The following is a 17,962-nucleotide window of genomic DNA, read 5'->3' as shown; positions in this document are numbered from 1 at the left end:
TACTCTTTAGTCCTTCTATTGAGAGACCATCAGCGTCAGAGAGTCAATCTGCACCGTTGGCACAGTATGTCTCATACAGATCAAGACACTACCAGTGCAGTAATTATGAAGTGACCCGTTCACACTGGCGTAGCACTTGGTACGGTAGGCTCCACACAAGCAACAACATCACAAGGACGGCGACCGTGGCCTGCCCCGCCTGACACCAGTGGTTAGGTTTCTTTCTTACGTCTATCGACCCAACTATCTTTGATTACGATATCTTCCGCCATGTCAGTGTGAATCCCGATGTTCAGACGACTTTTCGAGATGTTCCCACTGTTGTCGTCGTCAGGACTCACCATGTGATGAATACGGTTCACTTCGTAGGTGAGTGGCACCGTTTTCTCTGCCTCTGTGCGGCACGTGGGACGGGCTTCAATCGTATCGAAGGGTGTGAGTCCACCAGCAAGCAACGTCGTCATGTCGCCAGCTGTGGCCTCGTCTATAGCCTCTTTCAGTGCAGACCGAGCATCGTTTTTCACTTCTGCCTTTGTCTGTCCATCACTCTTGATGAACGTATCGGCGTGTAGTTCTGTCTCGCCTGCTCGCTGGTATAGCCCTTTGTGTCGGGCTTTAGCAATGACGTACTTCTTCACACCAGTGTTTAGTTCAAAGGAACCAACTGATTCTTTTGAACGTGTTGCACTTCCCTTTACCTCAATCGTATTGATGGGTGCCAGTTCAGCATAGGCATTGTTATCGATGACTGTTATATCGCCACCGAGATAATGGGCTTGGTGAGACGTGTTGGTTGGCTTCTTCAGTGGCAGTAGCGTAATGCCATCTTCAGTTGGTTGAAACCAAAGCCGAAGGCTGTTTTTCGACCGAAGCCAGTCAACTACGTCTTTTAGTGTGTGGCGGTTCTCTTGGAACGTCTTCGGTGCCAGGTCTGGAATACTGTCATTGTCGGGGAAGATAAAATCAGCAAGACTCTCTATATCGTCGTAAATTTCGATGTCTTCCAGTGAGTCATCCGCCGTCTCACTGAGAGAGGTAACGTTGAATTGACTGTTCTCGTCCAGTTCAGAAAGTACGTAATCAACAACAAATTTACCAGTACAACTGGTAAATTGCTTCCCTGCTGTGACACTGGTCAGTAAATCGGCTGGACCACGAGCCCGACATTGCCACGTCGAGGCTTTGTCAGTCGCCCCAACGCCTGTTACAAAACCCCGAAATGTCGGGATGAACGTATCATTGCTGTCTTTCAATTCGATGTACAGTGTGTCGAACGATGTCTGGTTCTGTGGTTCTTTCGTCTGGAACAAATCGACGTACCGTTCACCCTGATACGTTGCAGGAAACTGAACTTCAGCGTATCGTGTAACGTCTAATGCTCCCTCTTTCCGAAGATGAACATCAGCATTGGCGACGGGAATCCGAGTTCCATTGACGTAGATGCGACTGTCACAGTCACCCTGTGGCTCGTGATCACTGACAGTACCCACGTCGAAGGTTCTTGTACTCATGTTACGCCTCACCGCCTGTGGGACCATCGGACAGTGTGAACGTGAGTTTCCCGTCGTCGCTGTCGTCACCGTCATCATCCGTCTGCTCACTCTGAGAGTCGGCGTTAGTGCTGTCGTCATCCTTCACTGCAACAGTCATCGTCTTCCCACAATCGAGTGTAACCTCCTTTGTCTCCCCACTGTACCGACCAGTGTAGACCCACATCCGCTGTCCCTTGTTGTCGAAGTCGTCGCTATGGTCTGTGATGAACTGCTCTGTAACCAGCTCCAGGGCGGCGTCACGGCTACGCAGGTCTTGCTCATATCGGTCATCGAGCCATCGGGCAATTTCCATCAGATTTGACTTGACACGGGGTCGAACCTGCATTCTCGAATACGAGGGAGCAACAGTATCAGACTGTGGATCAGAAGAATCTTCCATACATATCCTTTGTACCTGAAACTATTTAAAATGTAGGATATTTTATATATTTGATATGAAAGAACTGCGTAACTGTCTGAACACATAGTCAGAAAATTCTGAGAGAAACAGCGGGGTGTATCGCAGTTCGACAATATATACGTCTTTGACGGTGGGTGACGTATCAGCCTGAACGGAGAAGTGTCAGTACGGCGATGCAGACCTCCTCCCCCCATGTCTGAGCAGTGGCCTTTGTCTCTGTAATCGTGATACGGGGGTAGAGGGCCTGTATCTAAGGCTTTATCTACTCTACTGTTTGACTTTGCACTTGTAAACTACTTGCGTAGCGGCCAACATATCAGATACTCTTAACACTAAGTCAATCCCGTCCCTCTGTCTAATTGCGATGGCCGAAATCAAACACAACGTGGTAGATGGCACCGACTGGGGACGAATCGAGCGGCCTGACGACGACGTGTGTATGCGTCTGTTGGCTGCTGTGGCTACTGAGTACCAGCTTGGTGACGACGATGTGACCGATGACACTGGTTCACTCATCGACAGCAGTGTTCTTGATTTGGCGTACATCATCCGCCGTGGCACCGTGGCCGAACCGAACTACAGTGACGGGCAGATTGTCGTCGCCACTGGGAAAACGCACCCCTTCGCTGACGGCGATGGCAGGCTCACTGTGTGCGTCAGGGCCGACCGAGATACCCACGAAATCGAGAGTGTTGAAGTGAGCGCATATCTGTACTGATTGACGCCCATTCCTTCGAGTGTTGTACGTGTGGCTGTTCTGTTAACCAACAGAGGACGCTGACAACTCCTTTTTGTTGGTTAAGAGTTATCGTGTGTTCCGACACATCGGCAGAATAGCAACCCCTGATTTACTCTTTCTGACTACCTGCCTGCTGTTCCAGTTCTTCAATCCGTTGTCGAAGACGAATAATCCGAGCGACAGCGGCGTAGGTCGTTACCAGCCAGAGAAAAAATAGAATATTGATTGACAGCCCCAGTGGGAGCGGTGTCGTCCGAACATTGATATCACCAGTTACAGGGGTTACTCGGGTAAAGAAAAACTGATAGACAGTTCCAGTGAACTCTAACACACCCTGCATCACGAACCACCCCAGTAGTAGCCCTACAAACCACCTGACTACAGGGTGATTCCCGAACCATTCCCACACAGAGACACCAATATTCTTCAGTCCTGTGGACGTGTCTGAAATCCCGTCGACCACCTGTCCCGACCCTGTAGCGAGATGTTCAGAGGGGTCCTTCTCCGACTCATCACCAGTCATGTTTAACGTATTGACCACCTGCTATATCAACGGATGTGGAAGTCTTGCCAGTGCTTCAGAAACATCTCGTGTTTGAATCCATCCCTGTGATGGAACCTTCTCACTGGTCATGTCGTGTTCGAGCGAGCGACCGAGGCAGTCACGTCGCTCTGCGACTGACTAACGAGTGTCGCCGCCGAACCGACTGGCCACAATACTACTGCTGTCACAGTGGCATAGCACCCCCAACACTGTATGCCAATCCCGTGAAGTCATACATCACGAGCAATCTGCTATGCTCAGAACCACAGAGTGACTTGAACGGTCGGAAGAATGATTACCCGTCAGGTGGATACTACGAGCGAATCGACGGATGGCAGTGCCCACCAGACAGGCTGTGTATGACTACGAGATAGGCCACTCTGAGTATCACGTCTCAGAGAGTAACAGTGCCTATGTCAGCGGAACGGACGAAATCTCTAAAACGGCGTTAGAAACCTCTAAGCATCGGGCTCAACCACTCGGTTTTCGCCGTCGAAGTGTGCGGAGTTGTCCTGCGGGCGGTAGTTCAGGACCTCTTTGGCGCGGTCGATGGAGTAGTACTTGCGGTCGTTGTCGGAGATGCCGTAGACGATCTCGAACTCGTAGTCGGCTTCCAGCGCGCACTGGTGGATGTGGGCGCAGTCGGGGTAGGAGAGCCACATCGCCTGGCCGCGCTCGTAGTCGATGGGCGGGTGGCCACGCGTGAGGTTGCCGATGCGGATGTTACAGACCTTGATGCCGTGCTCGTCGTGGTAGTAGCGACCCAGCACTTCGCCGGTGGCCTTCGAGACGCCGTAGAGGTTGCCGGGTCGGGGAAACTCGGTGCCGTCCAGGCGGAAGTCGTCCTCCGGCCGGTACATGTCCGGGGTTCGCTGGTCGGTCTCGAAGGAGCCGACGGCGTGGTTCGAGGAGGCGAAGACGAACTTCTCGACGCCCTCCTCGACGGCGGCCTCGTAGAGCTTCTGGGTGCCGTCGATGTTGTTCGAGAGCACCGAGTCCCAGGGGGCCTCCGGACGGGGGTCCCCGGCGAGGTGGATGACCGCGCCGACGCCCGCGACCGCTTCCCTGACGTCGTCGGGGTTGTCGACGTCGCCGATGAGGTACTCGTGGTTGGGCTGCTCTGCGGGCGGATTGTGGAACATGAGCTTCCAGTAGTAATCCTCCCCGAGGCCCTCGAGGATGGCCTCCCCGACCGCGCCGCCCGCACCTGTGAGTAGAACCGGGTCGTCCATTCGTATTGGGTGGATAGTCATGACACAATAGGTAGCTTGCGGTTCCAGTATGTCCCACACAGCCGACGGTACTGTCGGACGGCCAGCGAGCCGTTACCGTCGTACCGCCGGCAGGCGAGGCCGTCGGGTAGCGAATCGCTTACCACGGTACAGCCACCAGTACGGCTATGGAGCCGACAGCCCCGCAGGCCGCCTGCTTCGAGGCCGGAATCAAGTTCGGGTCGCTCTACCACCAGTTCGCCGGCACGCCGGTGAGTCCCGACAGCGCCGACTCGCTGGCCCGAGCCATGGAGGAGGCCATCGAGAACCAGCCCTACTGTGAGTCCGTGACCGTCGCGGTCCGTGCGGAGCCGCTCCGGGAGGCCATCGAGAACGCCGGCGCCGACTACACCGAGCTGACCGGGCGCTTCCTGGATGTCTCGATGACCATCGACTACGAGGGCGTCACCGTCGAGACGAGCATGGCGATGGAAGACGGCTACCCGCTGATGCAGGTCGATTCGGTTGGTACACCGTCCCAATAGTACGAAAATTTTACACGCGCCCGCCGTACAGTTGATGTGATGCCCCTCCACGCAATCGACGATATCGGCGACGCGATAGACGCGACGAAGTCGTTCCTGTTACCCTTCGCCGCCAAGACCTGGCTCAAACTGGCGGTCGTCGTCTTCTTCATCGGCGGCGGTGGCGGCGGGTTCAACGGGCTCCAGAACGTCGGAAACTTCGGTGGGCAGGACCAGCCGGCCGACGGCGGCCAGTCCTTCCCCGACGGGGCCCCGACGACGGTCGACGGCGTGTTGGCCGAGTTCGGGACGGAGCTGTTCGTCATCATCGGTCTGGCACTGTCGCTCGTGCTCGTTTTCGCGCTCCTAAGCAACCTCATGGAGTTCGTCTTCGTCCAGTCGCTCGTCTCCCGTGAAGTCCACGTCCGACGGTACCTCCGCGAGAACGTCGGCAACGGCCTGCGGCTGCTCGTGTTCCGACTGGCCCTGACGGCGCTCTCGCTCCTGCTCGTCGTCGGCTTTCTCTACACCGTCTTCGTCACCGCCTTCGGCGGGAACGTAGACAACATCACCGTCGAGGGGGTGTTCGCCATCCTCCCCCTGGCCATCGTCTTCTTCCTCGTCGTCGGGCTCTTCCAGGGCCTCGCGACCGGCTTTACCAACATGTTCGTGATTCCGATGATGCTCACGAGCGACCGCGGGGTGCTCGCGAGCTGGAAGCGCCTTCTGGGGTCGATGCGCCGAAACGTCAAGCAGTATCTCGCGTATCTCGCCTTCTCCGTCGTGCTGGCAATCGGCGTCGGTATCATCGCGAGTATCCTCGGGTTCGTCGCAACCGTGCTCGTCGCGATTCCGTTCGTTCTGGTGGCCGCAGTTTGCTGGTTCTTCTCCCACTGGGTCGGGCTCGCCGGCGGGACGCTCGTGCTGGCGCTCTTCGCCGTCATGGTCGTGCTGTTTGTCCTGATGCTCCTGCTGGTGACCTCCCTCATCCAGGTCCCGCTGCAGGCGTTCCTGCGCTACTACGCGATGCTCGTGCTGGGTGACATCGACGAGCCCCTGGACCCGCTGCCCGAGGTTCGAAGCGATATCCGGGCGGACGAGTTCGACGACGGGGAGCCGCCGGCGGCCGACGGCGTCTGAGCCAGGGGAGCTTTTCGGTTTCTCGAAAACCCACCCGTTCACGTCGTGCGGTTTCACTTTCACTTTCAGGCGGGCTTTTAATCCCCTCCCACGTGAACTGTTACCTATGAGTCAGACCAGTCTGGACGACGACGAGCTGTTCGGCGAGGCCGCAACCGAGATGCGAAGCGACGTCGAGGCGTCGCTGGCCGAGGCCCGCGGGGCGCTCCCCGACGGCGACGCCGTGTGGGACGTCGAGGCCGACAACACGCTCGGCGTGCTCAACGCGCTCAAGACAGCACTCGACGTGGGCGACGCCGAGGACCACCTGCGTGACGCCAAGAAGTGGTACACGATGGGCGAGCGGGCCGACGCCTTCGAGGACGCCGACGACCTCGCCGAAGACATAGCGAGCGTCGAGGCCCTCATCGAAGACGTCGAAGACGCCCGCGAGCAGGTCGGTGGCCTCACGTCGACGATTCCACAGCTCCGAAGCACCCTAGAGGAGTTCGAGGACGATGCGGCGGACGCCGAGGCGGACGCGGACGCCGAAGAGGCCGAGGCCTGATCACCGTCGCGCGACGCGGTCGAGCAGTGCCGCGAGCGCCTCGCTCGCCTCGTCGAGTAGCTCGTCGCCCCGCTCGGCGCTCCCCTCGCCGGGGTCGCCGACACAGCCGTTCTCGCTGAATTCGCTCGTGTCGTAGGCCAGATTGACGCCGCTGACCCACTCGCCCCAGCCGTCGGCACCCCCGTCGGCGGCCTCCTCGAAGCGGTCCGCTCGGACGAGGTCCGGACGGGTGTGCTGGAGGAGACTGGTCTCGACGGGGCCGCCGTGGCCCATCTCCGGCGCGTCGACGGCGTCGAACCAGGTGAAGGCCCACGCGTCGGCCTCGTCGTGGCGCGTGATCCGGGCACAGACCTCTCGTAGCGGCCCGACGTTGCCGCCGTGGCCGTTGACGACGACTACCTGCGTCCAGCCGTGGTGGGCCAGACTGGCGACCGTCTCACGGACGTAGTCACGGAAGGTGTCTTCGCTGACCCACAGCGTCCCCGCGAAATCGCGGTGTTCCTCGGCGACGCCGACGTGTATCGGCGGAGCGACGACTACTTCGCTGTCGTAGGCGGCTTCGGCGGCGTCGGCGACGGCCTGTGCGGTCAGCGAGTCGGTGCCCAGCGGCGCGTGGGGGCCGTGCTGTTCGGTGCTGCCGACCGGGAGCAATGCGAGGTCCGTCTCGACGGCCTCGGCGTCGGTAGCGGTCGCGTCGCTGAGGTGCATATCCCGACGTGGACGCGAGGGAACACAAACGTAGTGGTCGCCAGCGGAAAGGAACGGTCTCAGACGATAGAGTCCGGTCGGCTCTCGAAGTAGTCGAACACCGCGCCGAGCCCGAGCCCGTAGACGACGTGTGCCACCAGCGTCAGGACGGCGTACAGTACCAGCGAGAGCCCGGTCTGGTCGGTGTAGAAGGCCAACACGAAGCCGGTCCACATCGCCGCGCCGAAGAACGCGCCCTCGATCGGACTCGACTCGCCGGGGAGGTACGTCTTCAGGGACGCGAACAGCAGCGGCCAGGGGAACATCCCGCCGCCGAGGAAGATAACGAAGCCAAAGAGGACGGCCGGCACGTACGCCGTCAGCCCGAGCAGTTCGGTGAGGATGGCGAAGTCGGTGAGTGCGAAGGCGCCTACCGACTGGGCGATGAGGAAGACGACGGTCATCATCGCCGTTCCGACCAGCCCGCCGGCGGCACCGATGACGCCGTCTGCGAGGATACCCCGGAGGTTGTCGAACTCCTCGCTGGAGCTCACCACGTCGTTGTCCTGCGTCTCCTGGATATCGGGTGGCGTGTCTGGCATGGTGTGACGTAACATGGCAACGGAGAAAAACCTTCGCGCCACTGGCATATCGATACGAACTATCAGAAAGATGTCCAGAATATCTAATACATTACGCTGTCGAGCATAGCTATGGTGAGTCACTCGGTGTCATGGGGCACACTCGGTCCCCTACTCCACGGTGGTGACGTTCGCGCCCCAGCGGAGGTGTTCAACAGCATCTTCGAGGTGTTCCTGGTCCTCGGAACTGTGGTCGGCGTCTTCGTCGTCGTGTACACGTTGTATCACGCGGTCAAGTACCGAGCGACCGACGATTCGGACCCCTTCGCGGACACCGTCGACCGGCCGCGGCTGGGCGAGCTCCCCGCGGGTGGTTCGGGCGGGCGGAAGGTGTTCCTCTCTCTGGGCATCAGCGCCGTCATCGTCGTCTCGCTCATCGGCTGGACCTACATGGAGCTCTCATACATCGAGGACGGGCCAGAGGTCGAGGGCGAGGAGGATATCCGGATAACCGTCGAGGGGTACCAGTTCGGCTGGACGTTCGTCTACCCCAACGGCTACGAGAGCACGACGCTCCGAGTGCCCCGCAACCGCGTCGTCAGGCTGGACGTGACGTCCCGGGACGTGTTCCACAACTTCGGCATCCCGGCCTTCCGCGTCAAGGCCGACGCGATTCCCGGCCGGACCACCTCGGCGTGGTTCACCGCAGAGAAGACGGGAACCTACGAGGCCAACTGCTACGAACTGTGTGGGAGCGGACACTCCCTGATGGCCACCGACGTCGAAGTCATGCCCCAGGACGCCTACACCGAGTGGTACAGCGGGACGGAACCCGAGACGACCTCGGGAAGCGCCAACGACAGCACGAGTGCGGAGGCGGCGTCGGGGACCGAGACGCCGACGGGCGGTGGTCCGGCATGAGCGAGGCTCACGAGGGCGGTCTGCCGCCCAAATCCAGCGTCCGCCGGTGGTTCCTCACGACCGACCACAAGGATATCGGCGTCCTCTATCTCCTCACCGCGCTGTTCTTCCTCGTCTTCGGCGGCCTACTGGCCCTGCTCTTTCGCCTCGAACTGCTCACCCCCGGCGCCGACCTGCTCGGGCCGCTGGGGTACAACCAGGCCGTCTCCACGCACGGGCTGTTGATGGTGTTCTGGTTCATCTCGCCGTTTGCCTTCGGCTTTGCCAACTATCTGGTCCCGCTCCAGATCGGCGCCGACGACCTCGCTTTCCCGCGACTGAACGCCCTCTCGTACTGGCTCTACCTCTTTTCGGGTGTCCTGATGGGCGTCTCTTTCTTCCAGGGGTCGACCTTCGCCGGCGGGTGGACGATGTACGCGCCGCTGAACACGCCGGCCTACATCCCCGGCGAGGGGCTGGGCGCGACCTCGGTCGTGCTGGCGCTCGTCATGTTCTCGACCGCTATCACGCTGGGGTCGGTGAACTTCCTGACGACGATGTATCGGATGCGCGCCGAGGGGCTCCGGATGCGGGACCTCCCGCTCTTCTCGCTCTCTATCAACCTCACCGTCTGGATGATGCTGTTTGCCTTCGCGGCGCTGCTGGCGGCGCTCGTGATTCTGGCCTCGGACCACATCATCGGGACGACGTACTTCCAGTACGCCAACGACGGGTCGACGATGGCGACCGACGCCGACAACCCCGGGGCCTCGCTGCTGTGGGCGCATCTGTTCTGGTTTTTCGGCCATCCGGAGGTGTACATCGTCTTCTTCCCCGCACTGGGCGTGATGGCAGAGTGCTTCCAGACGTTCACCGGCAGACGGCTCGTCGGCCGCAAGTGGTTCGTCGTCGCGATGGTGCTCGTGGCCGTCCAGAGCTTCGCCGTCTGGATGCACCACATGTTCCTGACCGGAATCAACCTCCCCATCAAGACGGTGTTCATGGCGACTACTATCGGCATCTCGCTGCCGTTCGACCTGATGGTGTTCTCGCTCGTCTACACGATGGCGAAAGGGCGGGTTCGGTTCACGACGCCGTTCCTCTTCTCGCTGGGCGCGCTGGTCCTGTTCATCGTCGGCGGCATCACCGGCGTCTTCCTGGGCGCCATCGTGCTCGACTACCAGTTCCGGGGGACCTACTGGGTGGTCGCGCACTTCCACTACGTGATGGTCGCCGGCGTGACGGCGCTGGTCGGCGGGCTCTACTACTGGTATCCGAAGATAACCGGGCGAATGTACGACGAGACGCTCGGCAAGCTCCACTTCGCGGTGTATTTCGTCGGCTTCAATCTCCTCTACTTCCCGATGTTCGTCGCCTGGGAGACCCCGCGGCGCGTCTTCGAGTACCCGTCGGGGCTCCAGCCCTACCACACGATGGCCACCGTCGGCGGCTTCGTCCTCGGTGCGAGCTTCCTCGTCATGTTCTACAACCTCTTTGCCTCGCTGTGGCGCGGTGCCGAGGCCGGCGAGAACCCCTGGGCGTACGCCAGAACCGCCGAGTGGGCGGTCGCTTCACCGCCGCCCCTGGAGAACTTCCCCGGCGTCCCGAGCTACGCCGACGGCTCGCTGTCCTTCCTCTCAGAGGCGGCGGTTGTCGAACGGACGCGGGGGCCAGAGGGTGTGGCCGCCGACGGCTCCGGAGCCGCGTCGGAACAGCGGTCCGGCGGCGGCGAGACGAGCGGCGCGGGACGGGGGTCGTCCGGTCGTCGTCCGGACGGTGGGACCGCGTCGGTGACGCGAACCCGTGCCACTGGAACGCCCTCGGCCCACGAAGCCACGGGCGGGGCCCACGCGAGCCACGCGAGTTTCTGGCCCGTTCTCGTCGGACTCGCCGGCTTCGTCACCTTCCTCGGGCTCTCGGGCGTCCGAACGGGGAGCGTGGTCTACGTCTCACTGGCCGCCGCGGGCGGGCTGGCGACGGTCGGCTCGCTGCTCGGCCTGACCCGCGAACCGTTCCACGCGCCGGAGATGGCTATCGCCGAGCGCTGGCCCTTCGCCCGCGTCGAGAAGCCGAAACTCGGGCTGTGGTTCTTCCTCGCCAGCGACATCGTCCTCTTTGGCGCGTTCGTCGGGTCCTACGCCTTCGTGCGGGTCGCCTACGGCTGGGAGGCGTGGCACGAGCTCGTTCCCGCCGCTCACGTCACCACGCCCGGCCTGATCAACACCTACCTGTTGCTCACGTCGAGCTTTCTGGTCGTGCTGGCGATGGTCGCCGCCGAGCGCGAGAGCCGCCGGGGGACCGTCGCCGCGCTCGCGGGTACGGTCGCGCTCGGTCTGGCTTTTCTGGGCAACAAGGCTCTGGAGTGGACCCACCTGTTCCACCTCACCAGCGGGCAGTTCCCGGACGGCTGGACCCTCTCGACGAACATCGCGTCGTCGACGTTCTACCTGACGACTGGCCTCCACGGCGCCCACGTCGTCGTCGGGCTGCTCATCTGTTCGTACATGACCGTGCGGGCGTGGAACGGGGCCTATCAGGGCGACGACAGCGCCATCGAGTACTTCGGGCTCTACTGGCACTTCGTGGACATCGTCTGGCTGTTCCTGTTCCCGCTGTTCTACATACTATGAACTGGAAAGGATACACCGCGGTCTACGTCCTGTTGTTCGCCCTCGCGACTGCCCAGGCCGTCGTCGAGCTCGCGGGCTACGTCGACAGCGCCTACTGGGTCGCCTTCGGCGCCATCCTGTCGCTGTCGGTCGTCAAAGCCGTCGCCGTCGCTGCCTACTACCAGCATCTGCGCTGGGAGCCCCGATCGGTGAGCTATCTCGTGCTCGGTGGAGTCGCCGGCGCGCTGGCTCTGACTGCCGCTGCGGCGTACTCGATAGTGTGACCCGGCAACACAGCCGGGGAATTCGGTAGTGTAGCCCGCAGGTCAACCGACGAGCTGTGCGGTCACCGCGACCAGAAACAGCGCGCCGGCGACCGTCGCGGACTCGGCGACCGCCAGCGACCGCGGGTGTCCCCGACTCAGCGCCGCACTGTAGACGCCAAAGAGGAGATAGCCGGCGAGCACCCCGCCCGTGGCCAGCGCGACGGCCGTCCCGACCATCGGCTGCTGGTCGACGGGACCGGCGATGTAGGCGACCACGCCGCCGACGGCGCCGACGAGGAGCACCGCGAACGTGACGGCGAGCGCCCGCGGGTCCTCCGAGAGCCGGGTGTCCGCCTCCCGGGGTCCCACTGCGAGCCCCGTCACGCTCGGCGCGTAGTGGTACCAGCCCTGCCGCCACGCGAGCCAGCTCACGACCCCGACCACCAGTACCCCCATCAGCGCCGTACTCGCGAGAGCTGTCGCTGCCATGGTATGCTAGTACATGTCAGTCGGCTATAACTGTTCGCCGGGGCGGTACCGGAGATTGTTTCCGACACTCACTCGTTTCTGAGTGAGTATATCGCAATTATTGCCGGAAGAAATTTATCGCCATCCGCCGTACCGCGGTGTATGTCCCAGCGGCCGACCGCAACCGACGACGGCAACGACTGGATCGCACGACACGCCCGGATCCGCCCGTGCGGGGACGGGCCGTCGGTCATCGTCGAGGAGCTCGACGACGACTGGGCGCACCGCCACGCGGAGACGCGGCGGTGCGGTTCCAACTGATACGAGTTCACACCGACGACAGCCGCGTGGCCGGGTGTCCAGCGACGTTCAGTTAGCGTTCTGCAGCACTTCGACGCCGATGAGGGCGTCGCCCGTGAGCGCGCGGATGTACGCGCCACCGGCGATGGAGACGTGGTCGAAGGAGTCCTCGCTCATTCCGTACATCGTGATGGCGCGGGAGGTGTCGCCGCCGCCGACGACGGAGAAGCAGTCCGTCTCGGCGACAGCCTCGAGAACGGTGACGGTGCCCGTCGAGAACTTCTCGTCTTCGAAGACGCCCAGTGCGCCCTTCACGAAGACTGCGTCGGACTCGCGAGCCAGTTCGGCGTAGTCTTCGGCGGTGTCGGTGCCGATGTCCATGATGCCCAGCCCCTTCTCGTCGACGTCGTCGACGTCGACCTCGACGCGCTCGCCGTCCTCGCCGTAGGCCACGTCGTGTGCGACCGTGATCTGGTCGCCCCGTTCCTCGAGGATGTCCTCGATAATCTCCTGGTTGTTCTCCCACTGCGTCGTAAAGAGGTCCATATCGCCGACGTCGTAGCCGATGGGGTAGCCCTGTGCCCGCAGGAACAGCTGACCGGCGATACCGCCCAGGACGAAGTCGTCTATCTTGTCGCCGATGTGGTCGATGACGCCGATGACGTCGGTGGCCTTCGTCCCGCCCATGGCCATCGTCACCTGCCCGTCGAACTCCTTCTCGGCGATGGCGGTGTTGGCCTGGTACTCGGTCTCCATGACGCGGCCGGCGTAGGCGTCCATCACGAGCGGGAAGCCCACGAGCGAGGCGTGCGAGCGGTGGGCCGCCGAGTACGCGTCGTTGATGTAGGCGTCGAACTCCGGGGCCAGCGTCTGGACGAACTCCGTCTCGGCCTTGACCTCGGGCTCCTCCTCGGGCAGTTCGCCGTCGGCCATCCGGGTGTTCTCCAGGACGAGCACGTCGCCGCCTTCGAGGGCGTCGATGGCGTCGAGAGCCTCGCCGCCGAAGGTGTCCGCGACGTGGTCGACGTCGTGGTCGATGTGGTCGGCCAGGATGTCGGCGTGCTGGGAGAGCGAGACGAAGTCCTCGTCACCCGGTCGGCCCTGATGGGCCATGACGGCCACGGCGAAATCCCGGTCGACGAGCTCGCTGATGGTCGCCGCGTGGCGGCCAAAGCGGCGGTTGTCCTGTACCTCGCCGTCCTCGACCGGGGAGTTGAGGTCGAGGCGTACGAGCACGCGCTGTCCGTCGTCGAGGTCGTCGAGCGTCTGGAACGTCATACGTGAGAGTCAGCCGCCGTCCGTTTAATCGTTTCCGAGTCCGGCGACCGACGACGACAAAATACGACAGTTGTGGCCCGGACGGCGGGAAAACAACGCAGTCGGCGCCGCGGCTTACTCTTCGGTGATGTACTCGGCGACGTCGAGCATGCGACACGAGAAGCCGTACTCGTTGTCGTACCAGGTGAGGATCTTCGTCAGGCCGTTGACGATGTTCGTCGAGGAGAGGTCGACCTGCGAGGAGTAGGGGTCACCGAGGATGTCCGAGGAGACGACCTGCTCGGTGGTGACGCCCAGCGAGCCCTCCATCTCGCCGGCTGCGGCTTCCTCGAACGCGGCGTTGACGTCTTCCTCGGTCACGTCAGCTTCGAGGTCGACGACGAGCTCGGTGATGGAGCCGTTCGGGACCGGGACCCGAATCGCCATCCCGTCGAGTTTCCCCTCCAGCTGCGGGAGGACCTCGGTGGTCGCCTGTGCGGCGCCCGTCGAGGTCGGGATGATGTTCTCGGCGGCGGCACGGCGACGCCGGGGCTTGCTGTTGGGGCCGTCCATCAGGTTCTGGGAGCCGGTGTAGGCGTGGACGGTCGTCAGCTGCCCGGAGACGATGCCGAACTCGTCGTCGAGCACCTTCGCGACCGGCGTGATGGAGTTCGTGGTACAGGAGGCGTTCGAGACGACGTCCTCACCGTCGTACTCGTCCTCGTTGACCCCGTAGACGATCTGCTTGACCTCTTTGTCGCCTTTCGGCGGCGCGGAGATGAGCACCTTGTCGGCACCGGCTTCGAGGTGCTGGCTGGCGTCCTCGTAGGTACGGAAGATGCCGGTCGCCTCGAAGGCGACGTCGACGTCGAGCTCGTCCCACGGGAGTTGGGTCGGGTCTGTCTCGTGGAAGACACCCGCCTCGAACTCCGTGCCGTCGACGGTCAGGACGCCGTCTTCGACGCCGGCTCCGGGGAGTTCGCCCATGACCGTGTCGTACTTGGCGAAGTAGTCGATCTCGTCGTCGTCCATGACGTCGTTGATACCGACGATTTCGACGTTTTCGTTGTCCAGCGAGGCACGCATTACGTTCCGGCCGATACGGCCAAAGCCGTTCAGGCCGACGCGAACTGGGTCACTCATTCCTCTAGAGAAGCACTGTTACCGAGTAAAGGGTTTTCGGAGTTACTTCGAGATAGCCGTCGTTTTACCTATAAATACGGCTGTTTGTCACAGCTTTGGCCGTCCCGCTGGACGGTTCTGGCAACTGGGTCCGTCAGAAGGCTTTTGGGACCGTCGCACATACCACCCGCTACTGATGAGACGGGACGACAACGACGACCCCTTCGATGAATTCTTTCGGGAGATAGAGCGGATGATGGACGAGATGATGGGCTCCGAAGGGGACGTTCACATCGACCGCGACACCGCCGCCGAGAGTGGCGACCTCCACGTCGATGTCCACGAGACGGACGAGGAGGTCCGTGTCGTCGCCGATATCCCCGGTGTCGAGAAAGACGGTATCGACCTGAAATGCGACGGCAACGTCCTCACCATCGACGCCGGCACGACCCACCGGGAGTACCACGAACGGCTCACGCTCCCCAGCCGCGTCGACGAACACTCCGCGTCGGCGACTTACAACAACGGTATCCTCGAAGTCACGTTCGACCGTGAGGACGAGTCCGCCGATATCGAACTGTAGCGACCCCGGACGTGGGGACCCTCGACACCGAACTGAGGTGGAACCGGGGGCCAGCCAACAGCCGTCTCACACGCTACTGCCTCTACGTCTCGATTCTCCCGGTACTCGGCCTGCTTCTCTCCGGGCTGGTGCTGTTTCTCACACTGCTGCCCGAACTGCTCTCGAACCCCGAAGCGCTGGTACTGGTGCTCCTGCTCGCCGTCGTCGGCGGGCCGGTCTCGCTGTTGTACCTCTGGCCGGTGCTTACCGACCCCGAGCAGCGCTCCGGTGTCGTGGACGACTCGTGGCTCGGGGCGCTTGACCCGCTCGGGGTCGCTGTCACGGCCCTCGTCGGACTCGTCGCAGTCGTCGGGTCGTTCCGACTCGCCGACTACGGCATCGTGGTCCTCGTTGGCGTCTGCATGGGAGTCGGGCTCCCGGTCGCCGGTCTGCTGGCGACACGCGGGCGTATCGACCCCGAGACGCTGACGCTGTACGTCGAGCGGGACCGCAACTACACCGGTGGGCTCGCCGTCGAGATGCGAAACTGGACCGCGCTTCGACGCCACCGACTCGGCTCTGTTACCGTCTGTATCCCCTCCTACGCCCCGGGCACCGACGGCAGTGCGCCGAGGCTGTTCGTGCTCCCGACGAGCGTCGCCACCGAGGCCGACGGGGTGTTCCAGCGCGCGCTCGCGGCGTCGACCGACGCCCCCACACGCCCGGGCAATCCCGCGGTCGCAGTCACGCTCGCCGCCTTCGGCGTCGGTACGCTCGCCCTCGGCGCCGGGCTCTGGTGGCTCGTCGACCTACCGACCGGTATCGCGCTGTGGATTCTGGCGTTCTGTGTGACCTTCGGGCTCCTCTTTTTGCTGCTCGCGAAACGCGAACGGTGAGTTGCGCCGTCTCCCGAATCAACGCGGCCGGCCCGCAGTTTCCCGAATCAGTCCCGCCAGCTCGTCCCGAGACCACCTTTTTCAGCGTCGGGTGTCCCGCTCACTCCGTTCGCTCTTGACACCACTCCTGGAAAAACGTGGGCGAAAAACCGGCCACTCGCTACGCTCGTGGCCGGCCCGCAGTTTCCCGAATCAGTCCCGCCAGCTCGTCCCAAAAGCCCGCCTCGTACTTGGTCGCGCTGTCGATGGTCGGGCGGGCGTTCGTCTCGTTGACGACCGCTCGCTCGTCGCTCACGAGCAGGTCCACACCCAGGTAGTCGATGTCGAGCACTGCCGCGGTCCGTTCGGCCAGTGCTCGGAGTTCCGCGGGCAGTTCGACGCCCTCGGCGACCGCACCGCGGTGGACGTTGTGTTTCCAGCGGCCGGTCTCTCGGGCCGCCGTCGGGAGCCGTCGCTCGACTGCACCGACGTACTCGCCGTCGACGACCATCGCCCGGTAGTCGGTCGCGCCGGGGAGATACTCCTGGACGAGAAAGGACTGGTCGCCGGTCGCCCGGTAGTCGTGGACGAGGTCCAGATAGTCCGCGATACCCAGGAAGGAATCGAGGTCGTGGGCCGTCGTCACGCCGACGCCGCGGGTCGTGGAGTTGGGCTTGACCACGACGGGCGCGTCGAGTCGCTCGAAGGCCGCGACGAGCTCGGATTCGTCGGCCGGGTTCGATATCATGACCGTCTCGGGCACCGGCACGTCGGCCCGACCGAGGCGCGCCAGCACGTCCGCCTTGTTTCGCGACCGGAGGACGGCCTCGCGGTCGTTGACCCACGGGACGCCGAGGAAGGCGTCGGCGACCGCCCCCTCCATGACCCGCGACGGGTAGACGAAGCCGGCGTCGTAGTCGGCAAAGGGGCTCTCGGCGAGGGGAATCGCTCGCTCGGTGGTGGCGACGTGGCCGACCTCGATGTCCCGCTCGGCCAGCGGCTCCCCCATCCGCTCGTAGGTCTCGCTGTTCGTGGCGACCGCGAGGCGTAGCATTCGCTCCTCCCTTGGAACCGTCACCGCATAGAAGGCTGTGGTCGCGCGCCGGATGCCGTCAGGCTTCGGCCTCGGTGGTGTCGCCCCGTCCCGCAGCCAGCACCCACAGCACGATGACGAGTCCCTCCAGGCGCGCGACGGTGTACACCCACGACCGCAGTTCCACGTCCGATTCCGTCGTCGCCAGATTCATCCAGAAGTCGACGACTTTCTCCGGGGCGAGCAGTTCCGCGAGACCGAGCGCGAGGAGGAGCAGTCTGATTGCCATATCCCGAGATTCGTCGTGATAGCTGAATACTATTTCGTGTCGGTGCTTTCAGCGCCGTTCGCACCAGCCAGAAAGGCCGCCAGGGACAGCTATCGCGAGCGCGACGAAGCGCGCTCGCGGATAGGGCCACCACTCCTCCCCGGTCGCTCGCATCTGCGAGCGACACGCGTCCTAGATACGGGTAGTGGCTGCTGTGGCCGTGAGCGCGTTTCATCGCGCGAATCGGGGAAGGGCAGGCTGGCTGTAGCGACAGAAGACAAGTCTGTGAGTAAAGCGTATCCGGCGTGCAGAGCGCGCCGGTTCCACCGCGGCGAACCGACCACCGCGCGGCTTCGCCGCGCGACGGGAAGTGAAG

Annotated in this window: 21 protein-coding genes; 10 read left to right on the top strand and 11 right to left on the bottom strand. The window is 62.7% G+C overall.

The window, feature by feature from the left end:
- Positions 1-212 precede the first annotated feature (212 nt).
- Positions 213-1,511, bottom strand: coding sequence for a hypothetical protein (locus NDI56_RS15970; protein WP_310920649.1), 1,299 nt, complete (start codon positions 1,509-1,511; stop codon positions 213-215).
- A 1-nt stretch (position 1,512) separates the two neighbouring features.
- Entirely contained in the window at positions 1,513-1,932 is a 420-nt protein-coding gene (locus NDI56_RS15965; RefSeq protein ID WP_310920648.1) for a hypothetical protein, read from the bottom strand.
- A gap of 385 nt (positions 1,933-2,317) precedes the next feature.
- Between NDI56_RS15965 and NDI56_RS15960 the strand changes: the two genes are divergently transcribed.
- Complete coding sequence (locus NDI56_RS15960; protein WP_310920647.1) at positions 2,318-2,671, top strand: hypothetical protein; 354 nt, start codon at positions 2,318-2,320, stop codon at positions 2,669-2,671.
- Positions 2,672-2,801: 130 nt separating this feature from the next.
- Here the strand turns inward: NDI56_RS15960 and NDI56_RS15955 are convergent, their stop codons facing one another.
- Entirely contained in the window at positions 2,802-3,215 is a 414-nt protein-coding gene (locus NDI56_RS15955; RefSeq protein WP_310920646.1) for a hypothetical protein, read from the bottom strand.
- 479 nt (positions 3,216-3,694) lie between these two features.
- Positions 3,695-4,468 (bottom strand): NAD-dependent glucose-6-phosphate dehydrogenase Azf, encoded by a 774-nt coding sequence (gene azf, locus NDI56_RS15950; protein WP_310920645.1) that lies wholly within the window; start codon positions 4,466-4,468, stop codon positions 3,695-3,697.
- Between the two features lie 167 nt (positions 4,469-4,635).
- Here azf and NDI56_RS15945 point away from each other — a divergent pair, with 167 nt between their 5' ends.
- The 3 genes from NDI56_RS15945 (at position 4,636) to NDI56_RS15935 (ending at position 6,658) form a co-directional block, all read left to right on the top strand.
- Positions 4,636-4,992 (top strand): dihydroneopterin aldolase family protein, encoded by a 357-nt coding sequence (locus NDI56_RS15945; protein ID WP_310920644.1) that lies wholly within the window; start codon positions 4,636-4,638, stop codon positions 4,990-4,992.
- Between the two features lie 39 nt (positions 4,993-5,031).
- A complete protein-coding gene (locus NDI56_RS15940) occupies positions 5,032-6,111 on the top strand; it encodes a DUF7544 domain-containing protein (RefSeq protein ID WP_310920643.1) in 1,080 nt (359 codons plus the stop codon).
- Positions 6,112-6,217: 106 nt separating this feature from the next.
- Positions 6,218-6,658 carry a DUF5790 family protein gene (locus NDI56_RS15935; RefSeq protein WP_310920642.1) on the top strand — a complete coding sequence of 147 codons (441 nt, stop codon included), beginning with the start codon at positions 6,218-6,220 and terminating at the stop codon, positions 6,656-6,658.
- On the opposite strand, the gene NDI56_RS15930 is transcribed toward NDI56_RS15935, so the two are convergent.
- Both NDI56_RS15930 and NDI56_RS15925 read right to left on the bottom strand, forming a co-directional pair.
- Positions 6,659-7,366 carry a creatininase family protein gene (locus tag NDI56_RS15930; protein WP_310920641.1) on the bottom strand — a complete coding sequence of 236 codons (708 nt, stop codon included), beginning with the start codon at positions 7,364-7,366 and terminating at the stop codon, positions 6,659-6,661.
- Positions 7,367-7,425: 59 nt separating this feature from the next.
- Complete coding sequence (locus NDI56_RS15925; RefSeq protein ID WP_310920639.1) at positions 7,426-7,947, bottom strand: DUF6789 family protein; 522 nt, start codon at positions 7,945-7,947, stop codon at positions 7,426-7,428.
- A gap of 111 nt (positions 7,948-8,058) precedes the next feature.
- Here NDI56_RS15925 and coxB point away from each other — a divergent pair, with 111 nt between their 5' ends.
- From coxB to NDI56_RS15910, 3 genes are read left to right on the top strand one after another with little or no spacing between them, the layout of a single operon-like run.
- A complete protein-coding gene (coxB, locus tag NDI56_RS15920) occupies positions 8,059-8,847 on the top strand; it encodes a cytochrome c oxidase subunit II (protein WP_310920638.1) in 789 nt (262 codons plus the stop codon).
- A complete protein-coding gene (locus tag NDI56_RS15915; RefSeq protein WP_310920637.1) occupies positions 8,844-11,456 on the top strand; it encodes a cbb3-type cytochrome c oxidase subunit I in 2,613 nt (870 codons plus the stop codon). The genes coxB and NDI56_RS15915 overlap by 4 nt, the downstream gene beginning before the upstream one ends.
- Positions 11,453-11,719, top strand: coding sequence for a cytochrome C oxidase subunit IV family protein (locus NDI56_RS15910; RefSeq protein ID WP_310920636.1), 267 nt, complete (start codon positions 11,453-11,455; stop codon positions 11,717-11,719). Before NDI56_RS15915 ends, NDI56_RS15910 begins: the two co-directional genes overlap by 4 nt.
- 42 nt (positions 11,720-11,761) lie before the next feature.
- Here the strand turns inward: NDI56_RS15910 and NDI56_RS15905 are convergent, their stop codons facing one another.
- Positions 11,762-12,190: a hypothetical protein gene (locus NDI56_RS15905; protein ID WP_310920635.1), complete on the bottom strand. Its 429-nt coding sequence runs from the start codon at positions 12,188-12,190 to the stop codon at positions 11,762-11,764.
- A 141-nt stretch (positions 12,191-12,331) separates the two neighbouring features.
- Between NDI56_RS15905 and NDI56_RS15900 the strand changes: the two genes are divergently transcribed.
- Positions 12,332-12,490 (top strand): hypothetical protein, encoded by a 159-nt coding sequence (locus NDI56_RS15900; RefSeq protein WP_310920634.1) that lies wholly within the window; start codon positions 12,332-12,334, stop codon positions 12,488-12,490.
- 48 nt (positions 12,491-12,538) lie between these two features.
- Here the strand turns inward: NDI56_RS15900 and NDI56_RS15895 are convergent, their stop codons facing one another.
- A complete protein-coding gene (locus NDI56_RS15895) occupies positions 12,539-13,747 on the bottom strand; it encodes a phosphoglycerate kinase (protein WP_310920633.1) in 1,209 nt (402 codons plus the stop codon).
- Positions 13,748-13,861: 114 nt separating this feature from the next.
- Positions 13,862-14,869, bottom strand: a complete 1,008-nt coding sequence (gene gap / locus NDI56_RS15890; protein ID WP_310920632.1) for a type I glyceraldehyde-3-phosphate dehydrogenase — start codon at positions 14,867-14,869, stop codon at positions 13,862-13,864.
- 175 nt (positions 14,870-15,044) lie between these two features.
- Here gap and NDI56_RS15885 point away from each other — a divergent pair, with 175 nt between their 5' ends.
- Positions 15,045-15,431: an Hsp20/alpha crystallin family protein gene (locus tag NDI56_RS15885; protein ID WP_310920631.1), complete on the top strand. Its 387-nt coding sequence runs from the start codon at positions 15,045-15,047 to the stop codon at positions 15,429-15,431.
- Positions 15,432-15,442: 11 nt separating this feature from the next.
- Positions 15,443-16,306: a hypothetical protein gene (locus NDI56_RS15880; RefSeq protein ID WP_310920630.1), complete on the top strand. Its 864-nt coding sequence runs from the start codon at positions 15,443-15,445 to the stop codon at positions 16,304-16,306.
- A 160-nt stretch (positions 16,307-16,466) separates the two neighbouring features.
- On the opposite strand, the gene NDI56_RS15875 is transcribed toward NDI56_RS15880, so the two are convergent.
- Positions 16,467-17,339 carry an ATP-grasp domain-containing protein gene (locus NDI56_RS15875; protein WP_310920629.1) on the bottom strand — a complete coding sequence of 291 codons (873 nt, stop codon included), beginning with the start codon at positions 17,337-17,339 and terminating at the stop codon, positions 16,467-16,469.
- A gap of 58 nt (positions 17,340-17,397) precedes the next feature.
- Entirely contained in the window at positions 17,398-17,607 is a 210-nt protein-coding gene (locus NDI56_RS15870) for a hypothetical protein (protein WP_310920628.1), read from the bottom strand.
- Positions 17,608-17,962 lie beyond the last annotated feature (355 nt).

Origin of the sequence: Halomicroarcula saliterrae (assembly GCF_031624395.1) — an archaeon.
In the GTDB taxonomy this organism is placed as follows: Archaea; Halobacteriota; Halobacteria; order Halobacteriales; family Haloarculaceae; genus Haloarcula; species Haloarcula saliterrae.
Note: the sequence above shows the minus strand (reverse complement) of the source record. Positions and strands in the feature narration are given on the sequence as shown.

What these genes read in the sequence shown, in the direction of transcription:
- NDI56_RS15970 (WP_310920649.1), bottom strand. Translation starts at nt 1,511, where the DNA reads ATGAGTACAAGAACCTTCGACGTGGGTACTGTCAGTGATCACGAGCCA.
- NDI56_RS15965 (WP_310920648.1), bottom strand. Translation starts at nt 1,932, where the DNA reads ATGGAAGATTCTTCTGATCCACAGTCTGATACTGTTGCTCCCTCGTAT.
- NDI56_RS15960 (WP_310920647.1), top strand. Translation starts at nt 2,318, where the DNA reads ATGGCCGAAATCAAACACAACGTGGTAGATGGCACCGACTGGGGACGA.
- NDI56_RS15955 (WP_310920646.1), bottom strand. Translation starts at nt 3,215, where the DNA reads ATGACTGGTGATGAGTCGGAGAAGGACCCCTCTGAACATCTCGCTACA.
- azf (WP_310920645.1), bottom strand. Translation starts at nt 4,468, where the DNA reads ATGGACGACCCGGTTCTACTCACAGGTGCGGGCGGCGCGGTCGGGGAG.
- NDI56_RS15945 (WP_310920644.1), top strand. Translation starts at nt 4,636, where the DNA reads ATGGAGCCGACAGCCCCGCAGGCCGCCTGCTTCGAGGCCGGAATCAAG.
- NDI56_RS15940 (WP_310920643.1), top strand. Translation starts at nt 5,032, where the DNA reads ATGCCCCTCCACGCAATCGACGATATCGGCGACGCGATAGACGCGACG.
- NDI56_RS15935 (WP_310920642.1), top strand. Translation starts at nt 6,218, where the DNA reads ATGAGTCAGACCAGTCTGGACGACGACGAGCTGTTCGGCGAGGCCGCA.
- NDI56_RS15930 (WP_310920641.1), bottom strand. Translation starts at nt 7,366, where the DNA reads ATGCACCTCAGCGACGCGACCGCTACCGACGCCGAGGCCGTCGAGACG.
- NDI56_RS15925 (WP_310920639.1), bottom strand. Translation starts at nt 7,947, where the DNA reads ATGCCAGACACGCCACCCGATATCCAGGAGACGCAGGACAACGACGTG.
- coxB (WP_310920638.1), top strand. Translation starts at nt 8,059, where the DNA reads ATGGTGAGTCACTCGGTGTCATGGGGCACACTCGGTCCCCTACTCCAC.
- NDI56_RS15915 (WP_310920637.1), top strand. Translation starts at nt 8,844, where the DNA reads ATGAGCGAGGCTCACGAGGGCGGTCTGCCGCCCAAATCCAGCGTCCGC.
- NDI56_RS15910 (WP_310920636.1), top strand. Translation starts at nt 11,453, where the DNA reads ATGAACTGGAAAGGATACACCGCGGTCTACGTCCTGTTGTTCGCCCTC.
- NDI56_RS15905 (WP_310920635.1), bottom strand. Translation starts at nt 12,190, where the DNA reads ATGGCAGCGACAGCTCTCGCGAGTACGGCGCTGATGGGGGTACTGGTG.
- NDI56_RS15900 (WP_310920634.1), top strand. Translation starts at nt 12,332, where the DNA reads ATGTCCCAGCGGCCGACCGCAACCGACGACGGCAACGACTGGATCGCA.
- NDI56_RS15895 (WP_310920633.1), bottom strand. Translation starts at nt 13,747, where the DNA reads ATGACGTTCCAGACGCTCGACGACCTCGACGACGGACAGCGCGTGCTC.
- gap (WP_310920632.1), bottom strand. Translation starts at nt 14,869, where the DNA reads ATGAGTGACCCAGTTCGCGTCGGCCTGAACGGCTTTGGCCGTATCGGC.
- NDI56_RS15885 (WP_310920631.1), top strand. Translation starts at nt 15,045, where the DNA reads ATGAGACGGGACGACAACGACGACCCCTTCGATGAATTCTTTCGGGAG.
- NDI56_RS15875 (WP_310920629.1), bottom strand. Translation starts at nt 17,339, where the DNA reads ATGCTACGCCTCGCGGTCGCCACGAACAGCGAGACCTACGAGCGGATG.
- NDI56_RS15870 (WP_310920628.1), bottom strand. Translation starts at nt 17,607, where the DNA reads ATGGCAATCAGACTGCTCCTCCTCGCGCTCGGTCTCGCGGAACTGCTC.